The organism is Lutimonas saemankumensis (assembly GCF_020171465.1).
GTDB lineage: Bacteria > Bacteroidota > Bacteroidia > Flavobacteriales > Flavobacteriaceae > Lutimonas > Lutimonas saemankumensis.
In genome coordinates this window covers 97,109-118,275 of record NZ_JAIUZR010000004.1, presented here as the reverse complement: position 1 = coordinate 118,275, position 21,167 = coordinate 97,109, and the positions used below count along the sequence as shown (strand labels likewise).

At 40.1% G+C, this 21,167-nt stretch carries 14 protein-coding genes; 9 read left to right on the top strand and 5 right to left on the bottom strand.

Features of this window, described 5'->3' with window-relative positions; all coding sequences use genetic code 11:
* Nucleotides 1-5: 5 nt before the first annotated feature.
* Nucleotides 6-1,586, bottom strand: a complete 1,581-nt coding sequence (locus LCM02_RS08385) for a sulfatase (RefSeq protein ID WP_224927969.1) — start codon at nt 1,584-1,586, stop codon at nt 6-8.
* A gap of 288 nt (nt 1,587-1,874) precedes the next feature.
* Between LCM02_RS08385 and LCM02_RS08380 the strand changes: the two genes are divergently transcribed.
* Nucleotides 1,875-3,440, top strand: a complete 1,566-nt coding sequence (locus LCM02_RS08380) for a sulfatase family protein (RefSeq protein WP_224927967.1) — start codon at nt 1,875-1,877, stop codon at nt 3,438-3,440.
* Nucleotides 3,441-3,474: 34 nt separating this feature from the next.
* Here LCM02_RS08380 and LCM02_RS08375 read toward each other — a convergent pair whose 3' ends face one another.
* Genes LCM02_RS08375 through LCM02_RS08365 form a run of 3 tightly spaced genes read right to left on the bottom strand, consistent with a single transcriptional unit; the run spans nt 3,475 to nt 10,107 of the window.
* Nucleotides 3,475-6,069, bottom strand: coding sequence for an alpha-L-rhamnosidase-related protein (locus LCM02_RS08375; protein ID WP_224927965.1), 2,595 nt, complete (start codon nt 6,067-6,069; stop codon nt 3,475-3,477).
* 44 nt (nt 6,070-6,113) lie between these two features.
* Nucleotides 6,114-7,160: a sugar kinase gene (locus tag LCM02_RS08370; protein ID WP_224927963.1), complete on the bottom strand. Its 1,047-nt coding sequence runs from the start codon at nt 7,158-7,160 to the stop codon at nt 6,114-6,116.
* A 13-nt stretch (nt 7,161-7,173) separates the two neighbouring features.
* Nucleotides 7,174-10,107 carry a glycoside hydrolase family 2 protein gene (locus tag LCM02_RS08365; protein ID WP_224927961.1) on the bottom strand — a complete coding sequence of 978 codons (2,934 nt, stop codon included), beginning with the start codon at nt 10,105-10,107 and terminating at the stop codon, nt 7,174-7,176.
* Between the two features lie 316 nt (nt 10,108-10,423).
* On the opposite strand from LCM02_RS08365, the gene LCM02_RS08360 reads away from it, so the two are divergent.
* From LCM02_RS08360 to LCM02_RS08325, 8 genes are all read left to right on the top strand, one after another.
* Nucleotides 10,424-11,422 (top strand): GntR family transcriptional regulator, encoded by a 999-nt coding sequence (locus tag LCM02_RS08360; protein ID WP_224927959.1) that lies wholly within the window; start codon nt 10,424-10,426, stop codon nt 11,420-11,422.
* A 31-nt stretch (nt 11,423-11,453) separates the two neighbouring features.
* Nucleotides 11,454-12,596, top strand: coding sequence for a galactokinase (gene galK, locus LCM02_RS08355; protein ID WP_224927957.1), 1,143 nt, complete (start codon nt 11,454-11,456; stop codon nt 12,594-12,596).
* Nucleotides 12,586-13,626 carry a UDP-glucose--hexose-1-phosphate uridylyltransferase gene (locus tag LCM02_RS08350; protein ID WP_224927954.1) on the top strand — a complete coding sequence of 347 codons (1,041 nt, stop codon included), beginning with the start codon at nt 12,586-12,588 and terminating at the stop codon, nt 13,624-13,626. The genes galK and LCM02_RS08350 overlap by 11 nt, the downstream gene beginning before the upstream one ends.
* Before the next feature lie 11 nt (nt 13,627-13,637).
* Nucleotides 13,638-15,290 carry a sodium/sugar symporter gene (locus LCM02_RS08345; protein ID WP_224927952.1) on the top strand — a complete coding sequence of 551 codons (1,653 nt, stop codon included), beginning with the start codon at nt 13,638-13,640 and terminating at the stop codon, nt 15,288-15,290.
* A 67-nt stretch (nt 15,291-15,357) separates the two neighbouring features.
* On the top strand, nt 15,358-16,341 hold the full coding sequence (locus LCM02_RS08340; protein WP_224927950.1) for an aldose epimerase family protein: 984 nt from the start codon (nt 15,358-15,360) through the stop codon (nt 16,339-16,341).
* Nucleotides 16,342-16,355: 14 nt separating this feature from the next.
* Complete coding sequence (gene galE / locus LCM02_RS08335) at nt 16,356-17,372, top strand: UDP-glucose 4-epimerase GalE (RefSeq protein ID WP_224927948.1); 1,017 nt, start codon at nt 16,356-16,358, stop codon at nt 17,370-17,372.
* 190 nt (nt 17,373-17,562) lie between these two features.
* Complete coding sequence (locus tag LCM02_RS08330; protein ID WP_224927946.1) at nt 17,563-17,712, top strand: hypothetical protein; 150 nt, start codon at nt 17,563-17,565, stop codon at nt 17,710-17,712.
* 196 nt (nt 17,713-17,908) lie between these two features.
* Nucleotides 17,909-19,672 carry a serine hydrolase gene (locus LCM02_RS08325; RefSeq protein WP_224927944.1) on the top strand — a complete coding sequence of 588 codons (1,764 nt, stop codon included), beginning with the start codon at nt 17,909-17,911 and terminating at the stop codon, nt 19,670-19,672.
* A 10-nt stretch (nt 19,673-19,682) separates the two neighbouring features.
* Here the strand turns inward: LCM02_RS08325 and LCM02_RS08320 are convergent, their stop codons facing one another.
* The gene (locus LCM02_RS08320) at nt 19,683-21,113 is read right to left on the bottom strand and encodes an arylsulfatase (protein ID WP_224927942.1); all 1,431 of its coding nucleotides are present in this window, start codon (nt 21,111-21,113) and stop codon (nt 19,683-19,685) included.
* Between the last annotated feature and the right edge of the window lie 54 nt (nt 21,114-21,167).

Below are 21,167 nucleotides of genomic sequence, written 5' to 3'. Positions count from 1 at the left end.
TTAGATTATCGGGTTTCAATTATTTTCATCATTTCTGTCCTCAGATTTTTTCGGATCTTTTTATAGGATTTTTTCTGAGCAACATTTTTCCATTCGAAGGGATCTTTTTCGTGATCATACAGTTCTTCATTTCCATTACCATAAAGGATGTACCTGAAATTTTCGGTCCTGTAAGAAAAGTTTTGATTTTCTGTAGGGACTGATTTTCCGCAGTTCCCCACAATTGTCAAAGCTCCTGACGGCCCTTCCCAGCTTTTTTCATTGTCATCCAAAAGAAAAGGAACAAGACTGTAACCTCCAAGATCTCCCCCCTGATCATTTATTTTGTGATTTCCTTCAAGATTACAGAGTTCCATGAGCGTAGGGAAGAGGTCGATCAAAGAAACAGGCTGCTTTACTTTTGCAGCTTTGATCATTGATGGGGAGTGTATCACCAGAGGGATTCGAGCGCTTTCTTCCCATGGTGAGTTCTTAAACAGAAATTGCTTTTCTCCCATTTGCCATCCATGGTCACTTGTAACTATTACAATGGTGTTTTCTCTGAATTTACTTTTATCAAGGGCATCGAGAACAAAACCGATCTGATCATCCACAAAAGCCACACATGCCAGATAAGCCTGCAAAAAATGTTTTAAAGCCAATTCACGATTACCACCATACGAATCCAGAATGGTCTTGTAATAACGAGGCCCTTTTAAGGTTGATTTAAAATTTTCATCCCAAAAGGTGTCATTTTTATCCTCAGGAATCCAATCGCTTAATTCCAGTTCATCCATCGGAAACATGTCAAAATATTTATCGGGTGCGTGAAGGGGGGTGTGTGGCCTGACAAATCCAATTCCCATAAAGAAGGGTTGATTTATAGCTGTTTGTTCCATCTCTTTGATTTGTTGTACAGCCCATTTCGCATGAAGTTCATCCTGAAGTAAATCCCTGTCATTATCATGTATGTATCGAAAAGGTTTTTTGTCTCTTCCATACACCCAGCCTTTTTCTCCTTTTATTTTTCCTTCTGAGGTTCCTGCATCTGATAACCTGCCATAGGAACCGTCCACAGGGCCTATTTTACTATAGGGAAAGGGAACGGAAGGATTTGACCCCAGATTTTCACCATCAAAATACAGTGGCCCGTAATTGTGGTTGATCTGCAAACCCCACTTGTCCCAGTTCTTTATGGATTTACCATGAGTGAGCTTTCCGGTTCCCAAGGTGTAATAACCGTTTTCCTGAAACATCCTCATGATGGTTTTATTATTTTTTAGAACGGGTTGTTTTCTGTGATCCGTCCAGCCATAGTCCTTGGAACGATGCGGGTATACACCGGTGAAAAGGCTGTTTCTTGAAGGTTGACAGACGGGAACGTTGCTCTGGGCATTAATGAACTGAACCCCCGTTTTGGCCATTTTATCAATATTGGGTGTAATAGCCTGTTTATGTCCGCCAAAAACCTGCTGGTAGTCATTCAAGTCATCACACATAATTAATATCACATTAGGCCTTTCTTTGGCCTCTTGAGCCTCATTGACCTGAATGAAAAAGAAGAATAGAATTATTAGATATTCAGTGCTTATTTTTTTTATTTCCATAGTTACCAACCAGATATAATTATCTGGCAAAGATTATGAGATAAACTGCAGGTTAAGTACTAATAATTACCTTTTAAATGGTAGTTTTTATCAAAATTAGAATTGATAAAATGATTTTACATAAAAATCAAAAAGGGAGGATAATTTTTGATTTCTCAAAGGTAATTTAATTTATGAATTTTTGAGCTATTTTTTTTTATTTTACCGGCGGTCAGTGAATAATATCACCAGGCCGATTATCATCACAGGTTTTATCCTTATATGTATTCCCTAATTAAAAATCAGTTTATGAAAATTAGAATTGCCGCGGTTTTATTTGTTACAGGTATTTTATTGAGTTTTACGACATCATGTCAAAAGAAAAAGCAAAGTTCAATAACCGACGAAAAACCAATTTCAAAGCCAAATATTGTCATTATATACACAGATGATCTGGGCTATGGTGATATAAGCGCCAATGGCGCCACGGAGATCAATACGCCAAATATTGATCTGCTTGCAAATGAAGGGGTTCGTTTTACTAACGGATATGCCAGTTCAGCTACCTGCACCCCAAGTAGATATGCTCTTTTGACCGGGGTCTATCCTTGGAAAAATGAGCGGGCAAAGATTTTACCTGGAACTGCACCATTAATTATTGGTACAGACCAAATGACCATACCTCGTATGCTCAAAGGTGCAGGATACCATACAGGAATCGTTGGCAAATGGCACCTGGGATTGGGCAATGGAAACGTGAACTGGAATGAAACTGTGAAACCGGGACCTAATGAACTTGGCTTTGATTATTCTCATATAATGGCTGCAACCCAGGACCGTGTTCCCACTGTATATATTCAAGATGGTGATGTTGTTGGACTGGATCCGAAGGATCCTATTGAAGTAGATTATAAAAATAATTTTGAAGGACAGCCTACAGGAAAAGATAATCCTGAATTGCTCGAAATGAAATGGCATCATGGCCACAACAGCAGCATCGTTAATGGTATTCCAAGGATTGGTTATATGAAAGGCGGAGAGACGGCAAAATGGAGTGACATAGATATGGCCGACCATTTTTTAAAGGAAGCACAGAATTATGTAAGGGCACACAAGGAAGAACCCTTCTTTCTGTACTATGCGATGCAACAGCCACATGTACCAAGAACGCCTCACCCTCGATTTGCAGGTAAATCTGGAATGGGTCCAAGAGGAGATGTGATCTTAGAGGCCGACTGGATGGTGGGAGAATTCCTTCAAACATTAAGAGAAGAAGGATTATTGGAGAACACCTTGATTGTGTTCACAAGTGATAACGGACCGGTATTAAATGACGGTTACTATGATGACGCCGTTGAAAAATTAGGCATGCATACACCTGCTGGACCCTTTAGGGGAGGGAAATACAGTTTGTATGAAGCAGGAACCCATGTACCTTTCATTACCTACTGGAAAGGAAGAATTCAACCTGGTATATCGGACGCTCTGGTTTGTCAGATTGATCTTTTGTCATCCATTGCTAAATTGGTAGACAGCGATGTTCGTGCAGAAGACAGTAAGGAACTAGCCGATGTATTTTTAGGTCAGAGCGAGGAAGGTCGTGAGGATCTGATTCTGGAAGCTACTACCCGAACTGCTTACAGAAATGGAGATTGGGTACTTATTCCTCCGTATAAAGGAACCCCGGTAAACAAATTGGTAAATATTGAAACCGGCAACTCAAAGAAATATCAGCTCTTCGACCTGAGTAAAGACCTGGGTCAAGAAACAAATCTCGCTTCTTCCCGTCCTGATAAACTGAAAGAGATGATTGAGATGTATGAGTCGAAAAGAGGGGATGTAAACCGCAAGACGGAGCAGTTAGAGTTAAAATAAAAAAGTGCAGATTACAGGTTGTTGAGAATCATTGTTATTGTTCTTGAGAGGAATCAAAAGTTATCTTGTATTCCCCTTGGTGCAAAACAATGATTCCATCTGTTTCTACAAATTTTTTATCACCCTTCTTTTTCCAGCGTATCTCACCTTGCATTTCGTCAAATTTTGCAGAGGCTCCTTTTGGAATTGTCAAATCCAGTTGCCATTTTTCCTTTTTTTTCCATTTTAAGCCAATAGTTCCCATTGGGGAAGGGATTTTCCCACTGATATTTGTAATTGCTATTGTTGGTTTTGAAATTTTCACTTCTTTAAATCCTGGTTTTACAACTTCTAATCCCAAGACATATTTAGTGAACAGGGCAGGAGGAAATACACTTTCGGTTTGAGCATCGCTTCTTGTTCGTTTGTTGAACTTCCCCGTTCTTCCCGTTCCGTTTCTCCACCATTCTTCCCAAAGCGTTCCATTGGATTGAGGATCAAGCATTCTGATAAATCTGGAACGAAGCATTTCCAATGATTCAGCTTCAAAACCGTATTCAGCGAGTCCTTTATGCAGATAATAAGACATCGCGGGACTTACCATAATAAGCCCGTTTTCTCTTTTGATCAAGTTGTGTTTGTCTTTCTTTAAAAGTTCACCGGCAATTTGTTCGGCTTGCTTCGATGTCGCTATTTTGCAGGCCAATGCCATGGCATTTCCATGTTCGCTGAATTGATCTGAACGCTTTCCAAGAACATAAGCATCAGCAAATAATTGTTTGTTTTCATCCCAAAGAAATCTTCCAAGATTCGATCTGAGAACATCAGCTTTTTCAGCATAGAATTTGCTGAGTTCAGCTTCGTTCAACCATCCGAGTACTTTTGAGAAACCATCCAAGGCTCCTAAATAGTGGCCGTTAAGGGTTAGGTTTGCCCCGCGCCTGTCATTAAGGGTGTGGTCCAGCCAATACGAATAAGGCGGACTGTCTATCATTCCGTATTTATTGGTATACGAAGCTAAAAGTTGCATTAATTTATTTGCTGACGGAAGCAATTTTCGAACGGTTTCATGATCTCCGGAGTACAAAAGGTAGTTGTATAGGCTTTTAATATAAAAACAATTGGAATCGAGGATGATCATAAAATCATTTTCATTCAATGGGGCATAGGCCGGCATCAAGCCATCGGCCTGCTGTTCCTCAGCAATCTGAATCAAATACCTTCGTTGAAGCAGATAGTCTCCAAAAATAAAGTAGTTGCCAAGTGCAGCGTAATATCCGGTCTGGGCATATTGCCTTCGCTCCCTGTAATTATCGGTAAAGGCATCTGTGGTGCACAAGTCAATTGTTTTCGCCGAAGCCTGCCATAAGTCTTCGATCCAGGGGGCCTCAGGAGTAGTAATGCTGCCTTTTAATTCATAAGGATATTTAAGCTGATGAATTCCCAGGGAATGAATTTTTATGGGATCATTATTCTTTACGATAACCGCCATATAGCGAGTTGGTTTAAAGTACATGGCTCTCCAATGGTCTTTTTTACCCGATAATGTAATCACATCTTTATAAGATGACGCCACGATATCTGAACTGAATATGTTTTCAAGCATAAATGGAGCGGAAAGAACGCTTATTTCGGCTTCTTTTTGAGATTCAATAATAAATTCGGGCATTCCGTTGATGACCTTTCCATAATCAAATAACAGAAACCAGGCCCGGCCAGGATCTGCAGCCGGTAGTTGCAGAGGCCAGTTTTGAACTGATGCCTTGACAAGTTGTTTTTGAATGGAATGGTGAATCGATCCATTCAGGAGGATTGAATCTGATTTTATTTCGGAAACAGATAGTTCTCTTGCTTCGATCAAGGTTTTAGCTACTAGTTTATCCTCCTTCAAATAGGGAATATCCCTTTTTACCAAAGATGTCCAGGGTGTGGTCAGCGTAGTGGCTTTTTCATTTTTTTGGGGTGCCGGCCAGCCCGTATTTCTTTTGAGGGGCCGGGCCTGATACCAGTTTGAGTCGTCAAAATGAACAAATTCAAAATTCTGAATCTTCTTGTTCATGTCCATTCTATCATTAACTACAGATTGAAAACGATTCATTAGAGGGGAGTTGTTATCCCATGATAAGTCAGGAAATACCTTCCAGTTTTCATCACTGATAATCGACCAGGTTGAATCTCTATCCTTTTGGGTCAACTGAACCAGTAATCCTGCTCGTCCCTTTAAATGATATGATTTGACCCCTCTTTGACAATGCACACGCACACCAATGGTGTTTTTCCCTCTCCTCAGAGCGGAAGTAATCTTCAACACATCATAAGACTGATGATGAGGAGCAGAACGAGCCGGGCCCTGACACAGATATTTCCCGTTTATATAGAGTTCGTATTTAGAAGATGCCGTGATGCCCAATTCTGAATTCGATGGGATTTCATTCAGATTGAATGACCGCCTGGCGAGCATCACATCTGAGTCAATATGATGGGGTAACCAAATCCACCGGGCCCTCCAATCCTGATTTGTAAAATTGATACTGTCAGAAACACTCCAAATGCCCTGTACTTCTTGAGGTAATTCTGAAATTTGTGCCCATCCAAGATTCAGAAAGCCCAAAATCATGTAAAAATAAGTCCTTGTTTTAGTTTTGAACATTGGTGGGAACATGGTGTCTAATAAAAGAATCTTGTTTACAGATCTTATCTGGATACACGTCCGGAAGCGTCTCCTCCCATCAGTTTCTCAACCTCTTCTATGCTAACCAAATTGGCGTCTCCTTTAATAGTATGTTTCAAAGCAGAAGCTGCTACCGCAAAATCAAGTGCGCGCTGATCCTGACCGGGATAAGTGATCAGGCCGTAGATCAGCCCTCCCATAAATGAATCTCCTCCTCCAACGCGATCTACGATATCAGTAATGTCATACTGGCGGGTTTTATACATCTTAGTGCCATCATAAAGTACCCCGGCCCAGGTATTGTGTGATGCGGATATGGATCCTCTTAAGGTGGTGATTACTTTTTGAGATCTTGGGAATTTTTTCATCATTTGTTTACATACCGATAAAAAAGACTCGGCTTTTACCTCATGTCCTTGAGTTGTAACATCCAGGCCTTCAGGTTTTATATTGAAGTGTTTTTCGGCGTCTTCCTCATTGCCAAGGATGATGTCACAATAGGAGGTTAATTCAGTCATGATTGATTCTCTTTGATCATCATCACAATAGTTCCATAGTTTGGCCCTGTAATTAAGATCCGTTGAAACTGTAATTCCCTTTGAACTTGCCATCATTACAGCTTCGAGACAAACATCTGCTGCACCTTTAGAAATTGCCGGAGTGATCCCTGTCCAGTGAAACCATTCCACCCCTTCAAAAACAGAATCCCAGTCAATCATTTCTGATTGTATTTCTGACATGGCAGAATGAGCTCTGTCATATACTACTTTTGAACCGCGAGATACTGCGCCCGTTTCCAGGAAGTATATTCCCAAACGATCTCCACCCCATACAATTTTATCAACACCAACGCCTCGTTTACGCAGTTCCATCATGGCACATTTACCGATATCATTTTTTGGCAATCGCGTAACAAAATCAACAGGAACGCCATAATTTGCCAATGAAACAGCGACATTGGATTCTCCTCCTCCGTAAACTACATCAAATGAATTTGCCTGAGAAAACCTTAAAAATCCGGGTGGGGCCAATCGAAGCATAATTTCCCCAAAAGTGACTACTTTTTTCATTTATCTTATTCAATTAGTTTGCATCAGATGTATAATCAATAATATTGTATAATAATTTGTCTGCCACCGGGTCCTTGTCCAGAAATTCTATAATTCTTAAGGTCGATAACAACATTTTACCTTTTCCAAAAGGCGTCTCAACCACATCGCCGGCACACCAAACATCTCCGGGACCATTATAATGGCGTTTCAGGATCTCATTGTTAGGGAAATGATCATAACCTATTAAACCAGCTATATAATTTCCTTTTATTTTCGATAAAGATACATCAGGGTGAATATTCTCATATACTCCGTGCATGATCCTGTTTGTTGGGAGCCCCCTAAATACAGGGTGATCCGATACTATATGCGATTTTGCTGCCCATCCACCTCTTGTGGTCCATTTTTGATGTAACTCTGCCCCTAAAGGTAATACTTCAGGTTCAATTTCTTTTAATTCCCTTTCAAAGCCAGGTACATTTTTACCCAGGACCTGGAGAAATATAACATATCCACCGTTGGCCGCATACTTTCTAAGAACCTCTATCTTTTCTTTATACTTCTTGTCCTTTTTCTTTGCTTTCCCCACAAGGACTGGAATTTTTTTGTCATTATTGCTGTCAAACGGAATGTAATCGATATTCTTTTTTTCTAAGAAATCTGTTAATGAATTGTCAAAATCAACCACGGCAATTTTTGCCCGGGGAACAAGAAGCTGGTTTCCTTTGAATACATCGAAAGACTGAGAGTTTGAAGCGATCAAATCGCCCTTTGCACTTTCAACTTTTACCTGTACCGTATACTCCCCCTGAAACTCACTTGTATTGAGTTTTTCAGTGAAAAGTGATGATATGCCATTTGTAAGTTCCGTTTTGAATTGCTGGGAAAATACAATGTCTTTTTCTTCAGAAAGGATCTCAATTGAAACAAAAACAGTATCACTTTGCAATTCGTTTACTCCGAAAATTTCCAGACGGGCACCCTTTTCTGCATAAACATTTCTAGGAATAATTCTTATTGGAGCAATCTGCTTCTCATTGGCCTCTTTGGTCATTTCATAAACGAGGGTTTTCGGATTTCTCCATAAATCGAGAAGTCCTGCTCCAAGAACCCAGTCACCTCCAACCAAAGCATGTACGCAATACCCTTTGACCACTTCGTTGAGCCTAATGGCTTCCAACATTCGTTTATTGGCAATCCCATGCATTTTTTGCTGCTCCAAATAAAAATCGCTGATATTCGGATAGATCTTGTCAAAGCCTATTTTTTTCAGTGCCTCACTATAACCCTCGTTAAGTTCTTTATGGTAGACCGACGGAGCCAAGATGGGGTTTCCTTTGGTTTCAAATTCTTTTATATTCGATAACAGATCCGGTGTGCTTCCATAACCTACCTCTGAGATATAAGTCATCAAACCTGGGATTACATTTTTGCCATAGGATTTCACCCCTTCCAATCCAAGCTCTTTTTTCTCCTTATTTGTTCTTGCAGTAGCCAGATATCCGTTGAATTCTGATTCATCTACCTGTGAACCGCTATAGTGATGAATATCATTGAACTTTTTAGGGGTACGTTCATAGGGCAGGTAAATGTTGGCGCCTTCGCCCCAGCCTCCTGATTCATCCAGGATCATACGTGTAGGGTCGAGTTCCCTGGCCAGTACTGACATGGAATTCAGCATTTGGGTAAGTATGGGCCTGTTGATCTCATTGAACAGTTCCCATTGAACTATGGAGGCCCTGTTTCTGTTTGACAGGATTGTCTGGCGAAGCTCATTTTCAACCACAAACGATAATCTCGGTGTTGATATGGGCCTTTTCATGCATTCAACAACCAGGCTTCCTACCGTAAGGATCCCCATTTCATCGCAAAGGTCCAGCCACATTTTTGGAGCTGGTTTTCTCCAGGGGCGGATCATGTTAAATCCTGCTTCTTTGGCTAATTCAATTTCTTTAATTGCCATTTCTTTCGAATCGGGATAAGCCAGGCCCACGGGATATAATCCTTCGAAAAATGCTGCCTTGAGGTAAATGGGTTCTCCGTTCAGGAAAAATGAATCATCTTCAATAGTGAATTCACGCATGCCAAACCTGTGTTGCCAGTAGTCAGATAATTGATCATCTGTTTTAATCGATACAACCACTTCATATAAATAAGGGTTTTTTGTGGACCAATAAACGGCACCTGGGATTTTCAGATTCCAGTTTAATTTGTTGTTCCCGGGAAGGGCTTTAATTTTTTCTGATCTTTCTGATACGACCTTTCCATCCAATGATCTGATTTCAACTTTAAGGACAGCGTCTGTAATCTGAGTTTGGGTATTGTCAATGTCGATGTTTAAGGTAGCAGTGTTCGTATGAATATCTGGCTCTATAAATACATCTTGCACCCCAAGATTACCGGTAGCTTTAATGGATACGTTTTGCCAGATTCCACCGGTTATTGCACCACGCCACATAGGTACTTCCTGCCTTCCCAAACCATCTATATATTTATCAGTAAGGATGATCGGACTTACAACGCGTACCACAAGTGTATTCTCTTTGCCTTTCTGTATCAGCTCATCTACTCGAAAACTAAATGGGGTATAGCCCCCTTCATGAAATCCCACCACCTGATCATTCATCCAGATCTCAGCTTTATAGTTGACAGCCTCAAAATTCAAATGAATGATCCTGTCTTCCCAGGTTTCGGGAACATGAAATTTTGTACGGTAAATTCCCACCCCCTCATAATCCTTTTCAAATGATTCCCAGCAACTGGGGATATCAATTTTTTTATAATCCTGCCTGTCAAAGTTCTCATTCAAATACCATTGTTTTTTAACACCTTGGTCATGGTCATCATATATGATGTCCCAGCTCCCGTTCAAGGACAATTGATCAACTTCGCCAGATTGAGAAAAGGAATATAAATGAAAAATAGAAACGATGATAAAAAAGAGTAGTCTGTGAATAGTTTTCATTTATACATAGTGTTTAGCAACTGATTCCAGTTTCTTGGTTTTCGAATTTGAAAGATGCAATGATGCTTTTAATTGCCACAACAAATTTTGCAAATTCCGGGTTTATTTCGGAGGCTAATACTAACCTATTTAATTCAATAATTATCATTTTTAGCCGGACATGGAATGAAATATAATGTTCCATATTTTGAATTTTCCTGCTAATTAAATGAGTTATTTTAAGCAAATAAACGGATAATTTGGTATAAGAAAAAATTTTTTTTCAAACTGGTACGGACAGGTATGGTTTATTCAAATTTTATTCTATATTTGCTGCATGAGTATAGTTTCAATTAAAGATAATTCGGGAAAACCCAAGTACAAACAGATTATTGCTTCTATTGAAGAAGCCATTGTTAGTGGTGCATTAAAGAAGGGGGACAAGTTACCCTCGCTTAACAGTATCAAGTTAAGGCACAAGGTATCCAGAGACACCGTGTTTACTGCCTTTAATGAGCTAAGGAACAGGGGTATCATTCAATCGGTTGCCGGAAAAGGATTTTACGTAGCGAGTGAAGATATTATGGTGAATCAAAAAATATTTTTGCTTTTTGATGAACTGAACTCATTTAAGGAGGATCTTTACAATTCATTTTTGGCCCATCTGGGCGACCATATCCAGGTAGACATATTTTTCCATCATTTTAACAGTTCTATTTTTAGTAAACTGATCTACGATAATATTGGAGACTACAGTTACTATGTGATCATGCCCGCTAATTTGGAAAATACGGATAAGGTGATCGACAAGCTGCCGGATGATAAGGTCTATATTTTGGATCAGACACATAATGAATTGTCCAAGTACCCTGCCATCTATCAGAATTTTGAAAAGGATATTCATTCGGGTTTGAACGACGCTCTCAAGCATATTCAAAATTATGAAAGAATCATCCTCTTGTTTGACAAGAGCAAGCAGCCCGAGGGAATTCTAACAGGATTTAAAATTTTTTGTAAAGAAAATAAGATAGCGCATGAGGTGGTTGATTCTCTTGAATCCAGGACACCAAAATCGGGTGAGATATATGTGATACCTGATGACAGAAATTTGATAAAAATAATCAAAAGTATCCGAGAGCAGGGACTGGTACTCGCCAATGAAATCGGTATTATCTCATACAACGATACTCTGTTGAAAGAAATTGTTGAGGGAGGTATTACCACGATATCCACCGATTTTAATGAAATGGGTAAACGTCTGGCCGAAATGATCTTAAAGAATGAAAATTTAAAAATTGAAAACCCGAACCGCTTGATCCTGAGAAGATCGATCTGACGGGGAATTAGTAATAGAAATTAAGAAACGCATGTTAGATATCAATTCATTCAATTCCGATGTTATTATTGACTCTCCGGGTAGAATCAATTTAATAGGAGAACATATTGATTACAACGGAGGGCTCGTATTGCCAGCCGCAATCGATAAAAAAATAACCTTCAGATTCAGGAAGAATAATTCAGAAACCTGTGAAATTCTTTCAAGTAATTTCAAGAGTAGTTTTAAGCTGGACCTTAAGGATATTTCAAGGAGCGAAACGGAGTGGCAGAATTATATTTTGGGTGTCGTTTATCATATTAATGTTTTAAAGCCCGGATCAGTAAAAGGATTCGATTGTATCATTGAAAGTAATCTTCCGCTTGGTTCAGGAATAAGTTCATCTGCAGCCCTTGAATGCGGTATGGCCAAAGGATTAAACGAATTGTTTGACATTGGATTGACCGATCTGCAAATGATCAAATTGTCCCGTGATGCGGAACATACTTTTGTGGGAACCAAATGTGGCATTATGGACCAGTTTGCCGTGGTAAAGGGTAAGGAAAACAACCTTATTCTTTTAGATTGTGACACTCTTGAATACAAACTGATTCCTGCAGATTTTTCTCCTTATACCGTTGTCCTTCTCAATACCAATGTTTCGCATAGTCTGGCAAGCAGTGAATACAACGTAAGAAGGGATGAATGCAATACAGCACTCGCAGCGATTCAGAAAAAATATCCAAGATATAGCTCCCTGGCCGAGATCGAACCTTCCGTTATCGAGGAATTCAAACAGATCTTACCCGAGAAAGTATTCAACCGGGCCTTGTATGCATCCCAGGAACACAGAAGGACGCTGGAGGCTGTTCAATGTCTCGAGGCCAATGATCTGACAGGTTTTGGGGATTGTTTGTACAGGTCTCATAACGGGCTCCAGCATATGTACGAGGTCAGCTGTAAGGAGCTCGATTTTCTAGTAGATTTTTCTAAAAAATTTGATGATGTACTCGGCGCACGAATGATGGGAGGTGGATTCGGAGGATGTACGATCAATTTGATCCTGGAAGAAAAGGTTGAAGAATTTATTGAAAATGCTAAGGCCGCTTATCAGGAAAAGTTCGATCTGGATTTATCACCGATCATCATAAAAATAAGTAACGGAGTATCCAAAATCGAATCAGATGCTAGATAAATTCAACAGCGAACCACACCGTAGATATAATATACTCACTGATGAATGGGTGCTGGTTTCTCCTCACAGGACGAAACGCCCCTGGCAGGGAAAGACAGATAAGATCCCCAACCAGAAGAGGCCTTCTTATGATGAAAAATGTTATTTATGTCCAACCAATACAAGGGCCGGAGGTGAAATCAATCCTGAATATTCAGGCACTTACAGTTTTGTAAATGATTTTGCGGCCGTATTTCCAGGCAGTAATACATCAGAATATAAAAATGGCTTACTTCAAGCTTCCGGCGAAACCGGAATTTGTAAAGTGGTTTGTTTTTCTCCGGATCACTCCCTGACCCTTCCCTTAATGGAGGTAAATGAAATTCACGAAGTAATAAAATTATGGCAAAGAGAGTATGAAGAGCTGGGAGGGCTAACTGAAATTAACCACGTTCAGATCTTCGAAAATAAAGGTGATATCATGGGTTGCAGTAACCCTCATCCTCATGGACAGATCTGGTCACAAAGTTCAATTCCTGAAACTGTCTTAAAGAAGCAGAAACAGCAAAGAACCCATTGGGATCATCATAAAAGAAGCCTTTTAAAGGATTATATTGAGCAGGAGATCGAATTGAGCGAAAGGATCGTTTTGGAAAATGAGCATTTTGTTGCCCTGGTTCCTTACTGGGCTGTATGGCCGTATGAAACGATGATTGTTCCTAAAAAGCATTATCAGCATGTGGGTCAATTGAATTGGGAAGAACAAAAAGCTTTTGCCTCAATTCTTAAGGACCTGACAACGAAGTACGACAATCTGTTTGAAACTTCATTTCCTTACTCCTCAGGAATACATCAAAGCCCAACGGATACAAAACACCCTGAATGGCATTTTCATATGTCATTTTACCCCCCGTTACTGCGATCTGCAGAAGTGAAAAAATTTATGGTAGGATATGAAATGTTCGCTAATCCTCAAAGAGATATCACGGCGGAGCAGGCTGCCAAAACTCTAAAATCATTAAGTACAACCCATTATTCAAAAACTAATTAAAATCCGGAAAAATGACAGGGAATTTTGAACTATTCGATTATGTAATTTTTATATGTTATGCTATTTTAATTCTGGGAGTGGGATTATGGGTGTCACGAGATAAAAAAGGCCATCAAAAAAATGCAGAAGATTATTTTCTCGCAAGTAAATCCTTACCGTGGTGGGCCATTGGGGCCTCTTTGATCGCAGCAAATATCTCGGCAGAACAGTTTATCGGGATGTCAGGATCGGGCTATGCACTTGGGCTGGCCATAGCCTCCTATGAGTGGATGGGAGCCTTAACGCTGATCATCGTAGGGAAATATTTTCTGCCCATATTTATTGAAAAAGGACTTTATACGATCCCGGAATTTGTTGAGAAACGATTTTCGACAAATTTAAAAACCATATTGGCTGTTTTCTGGATCGGGTTGTATGTGTTTGTAAATCTGGCATCTGTGCTGTATCTGGGTTCACTTGCTCTGGAAACTATTATGGGGATCCCATTGATCTATGGCATTGTTGGACTGGCTCTGTTTGCGGCAGCCTATTCCTTATACGGAGGATTATCAGCTGTTGCCTGGACCGATGTGATTCAGGTAGTTTTTTTGATCCTTGGAGGTTTGGTAACTACCTATCTCGCGCTTGACACCGTATCTGGCGGTGAAGGTTTAATGGCCGGTTTTAAGACCATTTACGAAACAGCTCCTGATCGATTTGCCATGATCTTAGATGAATCAAATCCTGAATATAAAAACCTGCCCGGAATAGGGGTACTGGTAGGAGGGCTTTGGGTTGCCAACCTTTATTACTTTGGTTTCAACCAGTATATCATTCAGAGAACTTTGGCAGCAAAGTCTTTGAAAGAATCTCAAAATGGGATTTTGTTTGCGGGATTTCTAAAATTAATTCTGCCTGCAATCGTTGTGATTCCCGGAATCGCCGCTTATGTTATCGTAAATGATCCAAGTTTACTCTCCAGTTTGGGTGAAGTCGGAATGAAGAACTTACCTTCTACGGAACAGGCAGATAAAGCTTATCCATGGCTGTTGCAGCTGCTCCCAACGGGTATGAAGGGGCTTGCATTTGCCGCTCTTACCGCGGCGATCGTATCTTCTTTGGCATCCATGCTTAACTCAACCTCCACCATTTTTACCATGGATATTTACAAGCAGTATTTTAATGGAAATGCCACAGATAAAAAAATGGTTTCCGTAGGAAGAATATCAGCAGCTGTTGCATTGATCATTGCATCAGTTACGGCTCCTTTACTAGGTGGTATCGATCAGGCATTTCAATTTATCCAGGAATACACAGGTATTGTTAGTCCTGGAATCCTTGCGGTATTCTTATTAGGATTGTTCTGGAAGAAAACAACAAACAAAGGAGCTATTGTTGGGGCACTTGCTTCGATCCCAATTGCTTTATATTTCAAGGTAGCACCTAAAGGATGGAGTACGAGCCCATTTTTTATAGATGTTCCATGGATGGATCAGATGGGTTATACCTGCGTATTGACGATGCTTGTCATTGCTGCCGTGAGTTTGAGCCAAAACAAAGGAGCTAATGATGAAAAAGGAATTGATCTGTCAAACAAAATGTTTAGGACCACTCCGCTTTTCAATATTGGAGCGTTCGCCATAATGTTAGTTTTAGCAGCGCTGTACGCTGTATTCTGGAAATAGATTGCAAGATGGTTCTTAATTTAGAACTTAGATGATATGAATAGTTTTAACTATAAAAAATAGAAAAATGCCAGAACCTCAAACCTTTAAACTACAAAGCCAGAGTGGGCTTGAGCTGGAAGTCTCAACATTGGGAGCAACAATATTGAGCCTTAAAGTACCGGATAAAACAGGAAAACCCGTTAATGTTGTGGTGGGTCTGTCAAGTGCTTCAGATTATTGGTCAAAATTGTATCTGGCCCAAGGCCTTTACCTGGGGAGTACCATTGGCAGGCATGCCGGACGAATTTCCGGAGGAGGAATTGAAATAGATGGGAAAAGGTATTCGCTTTTCACTGAAAACGGTGTTCATTTGCATGGAGGTAAAGAAGCTTTTGACAAAAAAATATGGAAGGTAGAATCTATAGAATCAGGAAATAATCCCTCGATCACACTATCTTATTTTAGTGAGCATCTCGAAGAAGGATATCCCGGGAATCTAAAAATTTCCGTCAGATATTCCTTAACGAAAAACAATGCACTTAAAATATCCTTTAGAGCAACGACAGATCAAGCCACGGTGCTCAATGTAACGAATCATGCCTACTTTAATTTAAATGGTGAAGGTTCAGTTTTGGATCATGAGCTGGAGCTGAAAGCGGAGTCCTATCTGGATCTCGACCAGGATCTTATTCCCACGGGAAAATTTAATCCTGTAAAGGGGTCCTTGTATGATTACAGTAGAAAATCAAAGATCGGGAGAAGTGGGTTCAATGGCCTGGATGATATATTCATCAAACATGGAAAAGGGGAAAAGGCTATTATATCTTCACAACATTCTGGAATTAAAATGACGGTAGTATCCAATCAGCCTGCTATGGTTATTTATACACCGCCAAAATTTGCGAAGCTTCCCTTTAAAGACAAGGCGGTGTTTGACGCGTATCCGGCTATTTGCTTTGAGGCCCAGGGTTTTCCTGATGCACTTAACAACTGGAACTTTCCGTCTACTTTGTTAAAACCATCAGAGGTTTTTGAAAGTGAAACGAGCTATAAATTTTCAATTATTTAAAAGAGAAGCCAAAAATGAAAATAGTTGTAACAGGAGGTTTAGGGTATATAGGTTCACACGTTGTTGTTGAGCTTCAAAATGAAGGATTTGAAGTAGTTATTATCGATGATCTGTCAAATTCATCTGAGAGTGTTCTGGATGGAATATTTTCAATTACGGGGAAGAGGCCACTTTTTGAAAAAATTGACCTCAGAGAACGTTCCAGGGTAAAATCTTTTTTTAAAACACATAATGATCTAAAGGGAGTCATTCATTTTGCGGCTTCCAAAGCTGTTGGCGAAAGCGTGGCCAAGCCTTTACATTATTATGAAAACAATCTGCATACCTTAAATTATCTGCTTCAGGAAATGGAAAAGATGGAAGCGGCGAAATTTATTTTTAGTTCTTCGTGCACTGTATATGGCCAGGCAGATGAACTTCCCATTACAGAAGTTGCTCCGATCAAACCTGCAGAATCACCTTATGGAAATACCAAGCAGATTGGAGAAGAGATCATTGCAGATACCTGCCGTGTTTCAACTAATTTTCATGCAATCGCCCTACGGTATTTTAATCCTATCGGAGCGCACGAGTCTGTTCTTATTGGGGAATTACCTATTGGAATACCTCAAAACCTTGTCCCATTCATCACACAGACAGGGATTGGTCTTAGAGATCAGCTTTCCGTATTTGGAAATGATTATCCAACTGAGGATGGGACTTGTGTAAGAGACTATATTCATGTTTTAGACCTTGCGAAGGCCCATGTGGCAGCTTTAAAAAGGTTATTACAGGGGAACAACACAGAAAGCTTTGAAGTTTTTAATATTGGAACAGGAAAGGGATCAAGCGTTTTAGAGGTTATCAAGGCATTTGAGGAAGTTTCTGAAATGAAACTGAATTATGCCATAGCGGAAAGGAGAGAAGGAGATGTTGTAGCCGCCTATGCTGATACTGAAAAAGCAAACAGGGTTCTTGGATGGAAGGCGGAATTAAGTTTAAAAGATGCTTTGAAATCTGCCTGGAAATGGGAGAAAAAAGTCAGGAGTTGATTAAGAATAAATATGAAAAGATATGAAATATTCAAAGAGTAATAAATAAGAAATTAATTGTAATCTTGATTGTAAGCTGGATGGGCCTCAGGCCCATCTTTTTTTGGTAGATTCCTGCTATAGGTGCGAGATAATCTTTAAATTAAGGCCTAGAGTAAACTATTTAATGAAAATATGCGTTATTTGAATTATGGATCAAGAAACGATACACTTTTATGAAAATCTCCAAAGTCTTAATGATTCTGTTTTGAAAACATTAGGTGCCCAGGAGCTTTTTGACCTTAGACACGACATGCTGGCCCTTTTGGACAATTTGGGTGAGTTAATGAGTGAAATCTGATCATTGGATTCTTTATTATTTTAACCTTCCGCATTGGGTTACTTCAATCCCGGTTTTTCATTCTTTCAGATCATCTGAATGCCCTAAATTGAAGGGCAGGGGAAGGCATTTTCTGTAAACATTGAAATACTGTCTTTGAATCTGTAACTAAGCAGACCTCCTTATCGTCTCATAGTCATATCTAAAACTTATAATCATGAAATTATATCAGACTGACCTAAAGAAAATTATGATCCTGGGAGGATTGTTCCTCTTTACCGCCATTCAACTGACCTTTGGACAATCCAAAGTTGAAGAACTTGATAAATTGCTGCAACTCTACCATGAATACGGAAAGTTCAATGGCTCTGCTCTTGTTGCGGAACAAGGAAAAGTTGTATATAAAAATGGTCTTGGCATGGCCAATATGGAATGGGATATCGAAAATCAGGCCAATACAAAGCACAGACTGGGTTCCATAACCAAACAATTTACTGCAATGCTGATTTTGCAACTTGCCGAAGAAGGGAAGCTGGATCTGAACGCCCCAATTTCTGACTACCTTCCGGATTATCCAAATGATAGCGACCCTAAAATAACCACGCATCACTTGTTGACGCACACATCGGGGATTCCCAATTACACGGCTTTCCCCGGCTTTTTTAAGGACGAAAGCCGCGATCCTTACCAGCCAGATGATTTTATCAAGAAATTTGAAAATAAAGATTTGGAATTTACACCAGGTGAAAAGTTCAATTACAGTAATTCAGGGTATTTTCTGTTGGGGGTAATCATTGAGAAGGTTTCCGGAAAAACCTATGAGGAGATGCTTCAGGAGAAAATATTTAAACCTTTAAACATGAATGGTTCCGGTTACGATCATCACGATGAAATTTTGAAAAACAGAGCTACCGGTTATGAAAAACAAGGCAGAAATTTTATCAATTCCAGATACATAGATATGACGATTCCTTATGCAGCCGGATCCTTATATTCTACCGTTGAGGACCTGTATCTTTGGGATCAGGCATTATATACCAACAAACTACTTTCAAAGGAATATATGGAGCTTTATTTTAAGCCTTATGTAAAGGCCTTTGGTGAAACTCATTATGCCTATGGATGGGGTGTTGGCTATGACAGGATTGGAAATTCAAAAGACAGCGTTTATACGATTTCCCATGGAGGAGGAATCAATGGCTTTAACACCATTATTTCCAGGTCTCCTTCAGACAAGACTTTAGTTGTTTTGTTGAACAACACCGGCGGAGCACCGCTGAACCAGATGACCAGATCTATCAGGGGAGTTTTAAAGGGAAAGTCCTATGACCTTCCAAAGAAATCGGCGGCGTATGAAATGCAAGGTGTCATTGAAGAAGAAGGTATCGAGGCCGGAATAGCACACTTCAACAAGATCAAGGATAATGAAACCTATGATTTAAGTGAAAATGAGATGAATCAGATTGGGTATCAGCTTATGGGCAAAGAGATGGTAGAGGAAGCCAGTAAGGTATTTAAATTAAATATGGATGCTTTTCCAGAATCGTTCAATGTTTATGACAGTTATGCCGAAGCACAGATGAAGCTTGGTAACAATGAAGAAGCCATCAACTATTACAAGAAATCTGTTGAAATGAATCCTGGCAATCAAAATGGTATTGACATGCTTAAAAAGCTGGGTGTGGATATTGCCGACGAAACAGAAGAGGTTGTTGTACCTGATGAGATATTAGAATCTTATGTTGGAAAGTACGAACTGAGTCCAGGTTTTGTGTTGACCATTACAAAGGAAGGAAGTCAGTTGAGTGGTCAGGCCACTGGCCAGTCCAAGGTTGATATATTCCCCAAATCCGAAACTCTTTTTTACTTAAAAGTGGTGATGGCTCAGATTGAGTTTAACAAAGGCGACAACGGAAAAATTGAAAGTTTGACCTTGTATCAAAACGGACAGGAAATGACCGGAAAAAGACTGGCAGAGTAGTGGTCCAGGTCTATTCTGGCTCATAAGGATCCAGCTGGCCTTGCGGAATCGGGGGATTCTGCTTGAGTGAAATGACGTGTTCTTCCAATTGCTTCAGGGCAGCCTTTGGCACCCAGGTGTGAGGGAAAAGCACGTTATTTCTTTCTTGGGGGTCTTCATATAAATTATATACTTTAGGCATGGTATAGGTGTTTTTTACCGTATTCCATGCTTCTTGTTCGTTAAAGTGGAGTTTCCAATTTTTCCATTTTACGCCAAATATATCTTTGCCCATATAGACGATAAACCCTTCTCTGCCAGATTCTTTCTTTTTACCAAGCATAAAGTCACTCATATCAATCCCGTCAATGATCCTGTCATCGGGAACTTTGCTTTGTGTTAATGCGGAAAGGGTAGGGAACAGGTCCATGGCATGAACAATCTCGTCACTTACCGTAGCCGCTTTGATCTTTCCGGGCCATTTCATGACGAACGGCACTCTTAAAGCCCCTTCGAAACCTGTAAACAAAGTGCCCCTCCAGGGCCCCGCTGAGCCTTGAATGGAAGTTTCTACTGTCATGTTGGTACTGCCATGATTTAGTGATTCCGGCCCGTTATCAGCCGTAAAAATAAATATCGTGTTTTCGGATACACCCAGATCATCAATTTTATCCTGAAGTTCACCAAGATAGGAGTCAATTTGGAATAACAAATCTGCCCAGGGGCCATTTTTTGTTTTTCCTTTAAATTCAGGATGGGGCATTGTAGGAAAATGAGTTGCTGTGTAGGGCAGATATAAAAAGAATGGTTTATTGGATTCTACGCTTCTTTCCATAAAGTCCAGCGCCTTATCCGTAAGATCTCGATCAATAAGTGGACGATAATCCAGTCTGTAGGGCCTGACGTTTTCAGGTTTCATACCTTTTGTGGCTTCCATCACCATTGTCTCAGGAACTTGGCTTTCTGCAAAGCCATCCATTTCAGAATAAACGGATTCATCCGTTGAATTAGGAATTCCATACCATTCATCAAACCCCTGGTCCGTTGGAAATCTTCCTTCTGTCCTGCCCAAGTGCCATTTACCAAACATACCTGTTGCATATCCGTTATCAGACAACATTTCAGCCATGGTAACTTCCCAGCCAACGAGTCCGTATACTCCTTCTCCAATGGGTACAGTGGCATTTCCGCTTCGGATGGCATAACGCCCGGTCATTAAAGCCGAACGCGAAGGGGTACACTGGACTTCCACATTGAAGTTGGTGAGGCGGAAACCTTCTTCTGCCAATTTATCCATTCTGGGGGTGGGCGTTCCCCTTGTGATTCCTCCGCCATTGAATCCCGGTTCTCCCCAGCCAAAATTATCCAGAAAGACGATAACCACATTGGGTTTTTCCTGAGCGTCAACAGTTGAAATCAACAAGCAAAAAATAAGGCTTAATAAGAGTTTGGACCGAATCATTTTTAGAAATTTGGGTTTGAAACCTTGAAAATAAGTATTCCTTGCAACATTAAC

Excerpts from the sequence above, each read along its gene's own strand:
- LCM02_RS08385 (WP_224927969.1), bottom strand. The coding sequence starts at position 1,586 with ATGGAAATAAAAAAAATAAGCACTGAATATCTAATAATTCTATTCTTC.
- LCM02_RS08380 (WP_224927967.1), top strand. The coding sequence starts at position 1,875 with ATGAAAATTAGAATTGCCGCGGTTTTATTTGTTACAGGTATTTTATTG.
- LCM02_RS08375 (WP_224927965.1), bottom strand. The coding sequence starts at position 6,069 with ATGTTCAAAACTAAAACAAGGACTTATTTTTACATGATTTTGGGCTTT.
- LCM02_RS08370 (WP_224927963.1), bottom strand. The coding sequence starts at position 7,160 with ATGAAAAAAGTAGTCACTTTTGGGGAAATTATGCTTCGATTGGCCCCA.
- LCM02_RS08365 (WP_224927961.1), bottom strand. The coding sequence starts at position 10,107 with ATGAAAACTATTCACAGACTACTCTTTTTTATCATCGTTTCTATTTTT.
- LCM02_RS08360 (WP_224927959.1), top strand. The coding sequence starts at position 10,424 with ATGAGTATAGTTTCAATTAAAGATAATTCGGGAAAACCCAAGTACAAA.
- galK (WP_224927957.1), top strand. The coding sequence starts at position 11,454 with ATGTTAGATATCAATTCATTCAATTCCGATGTTATTATTGACTCTCCG.
- LCM02_RS08350 (WP_224927954.1), top strand. The coding sequence starts at position 12,586 with ATGCTAGATAAATTCAACAGCGAACCACACCGTAGATATAATATACTC.
- LCM02_RS08345 (WP_224927952.1), top strand. The coding sequence starts at position 13,638 with ATGACAGGGAATTTTGAACTATTCGATTATGTAATTTTTATATGTTAT.
- LCM02_RS08340 (WP_224927950.1), top strand. The coding sequence starts at position 15,358 with ATGCCAGAACCTCAAACCTTTAAACTACAAAGCCAGAGTGGGCTTGAG.
- galE (WP_224927948.1), top strand. The coding sequence starts at position 16,356 with ATGAAAATAGTTGTAACAGGAGGTTTAGGGTATATAGGTTCACACGTT.
- LCM02_RS08330 (WP_224927946.1), top strand. The coding sequence starts at position 17,563 with ATGGATCAAGAAACGATACACTTTTATGAAAATCTCCAAAGTCTTAAT.
- LCM02_RS08325 (WP_224927944.1), top strand. The coding sequence starts at position 17,909 with ATGAAATTATATCAGACTGACCTAAAGAAAATTATGATCCTGGGAGGA.
- LCM02_RS08320 (WP_224927942.1), bottom strand. The coding sequence starts at position 21,113 with ATGATTCGGTCCAAACTCTTATTAAGCCTTATTTTTTGCTTGTTGATT.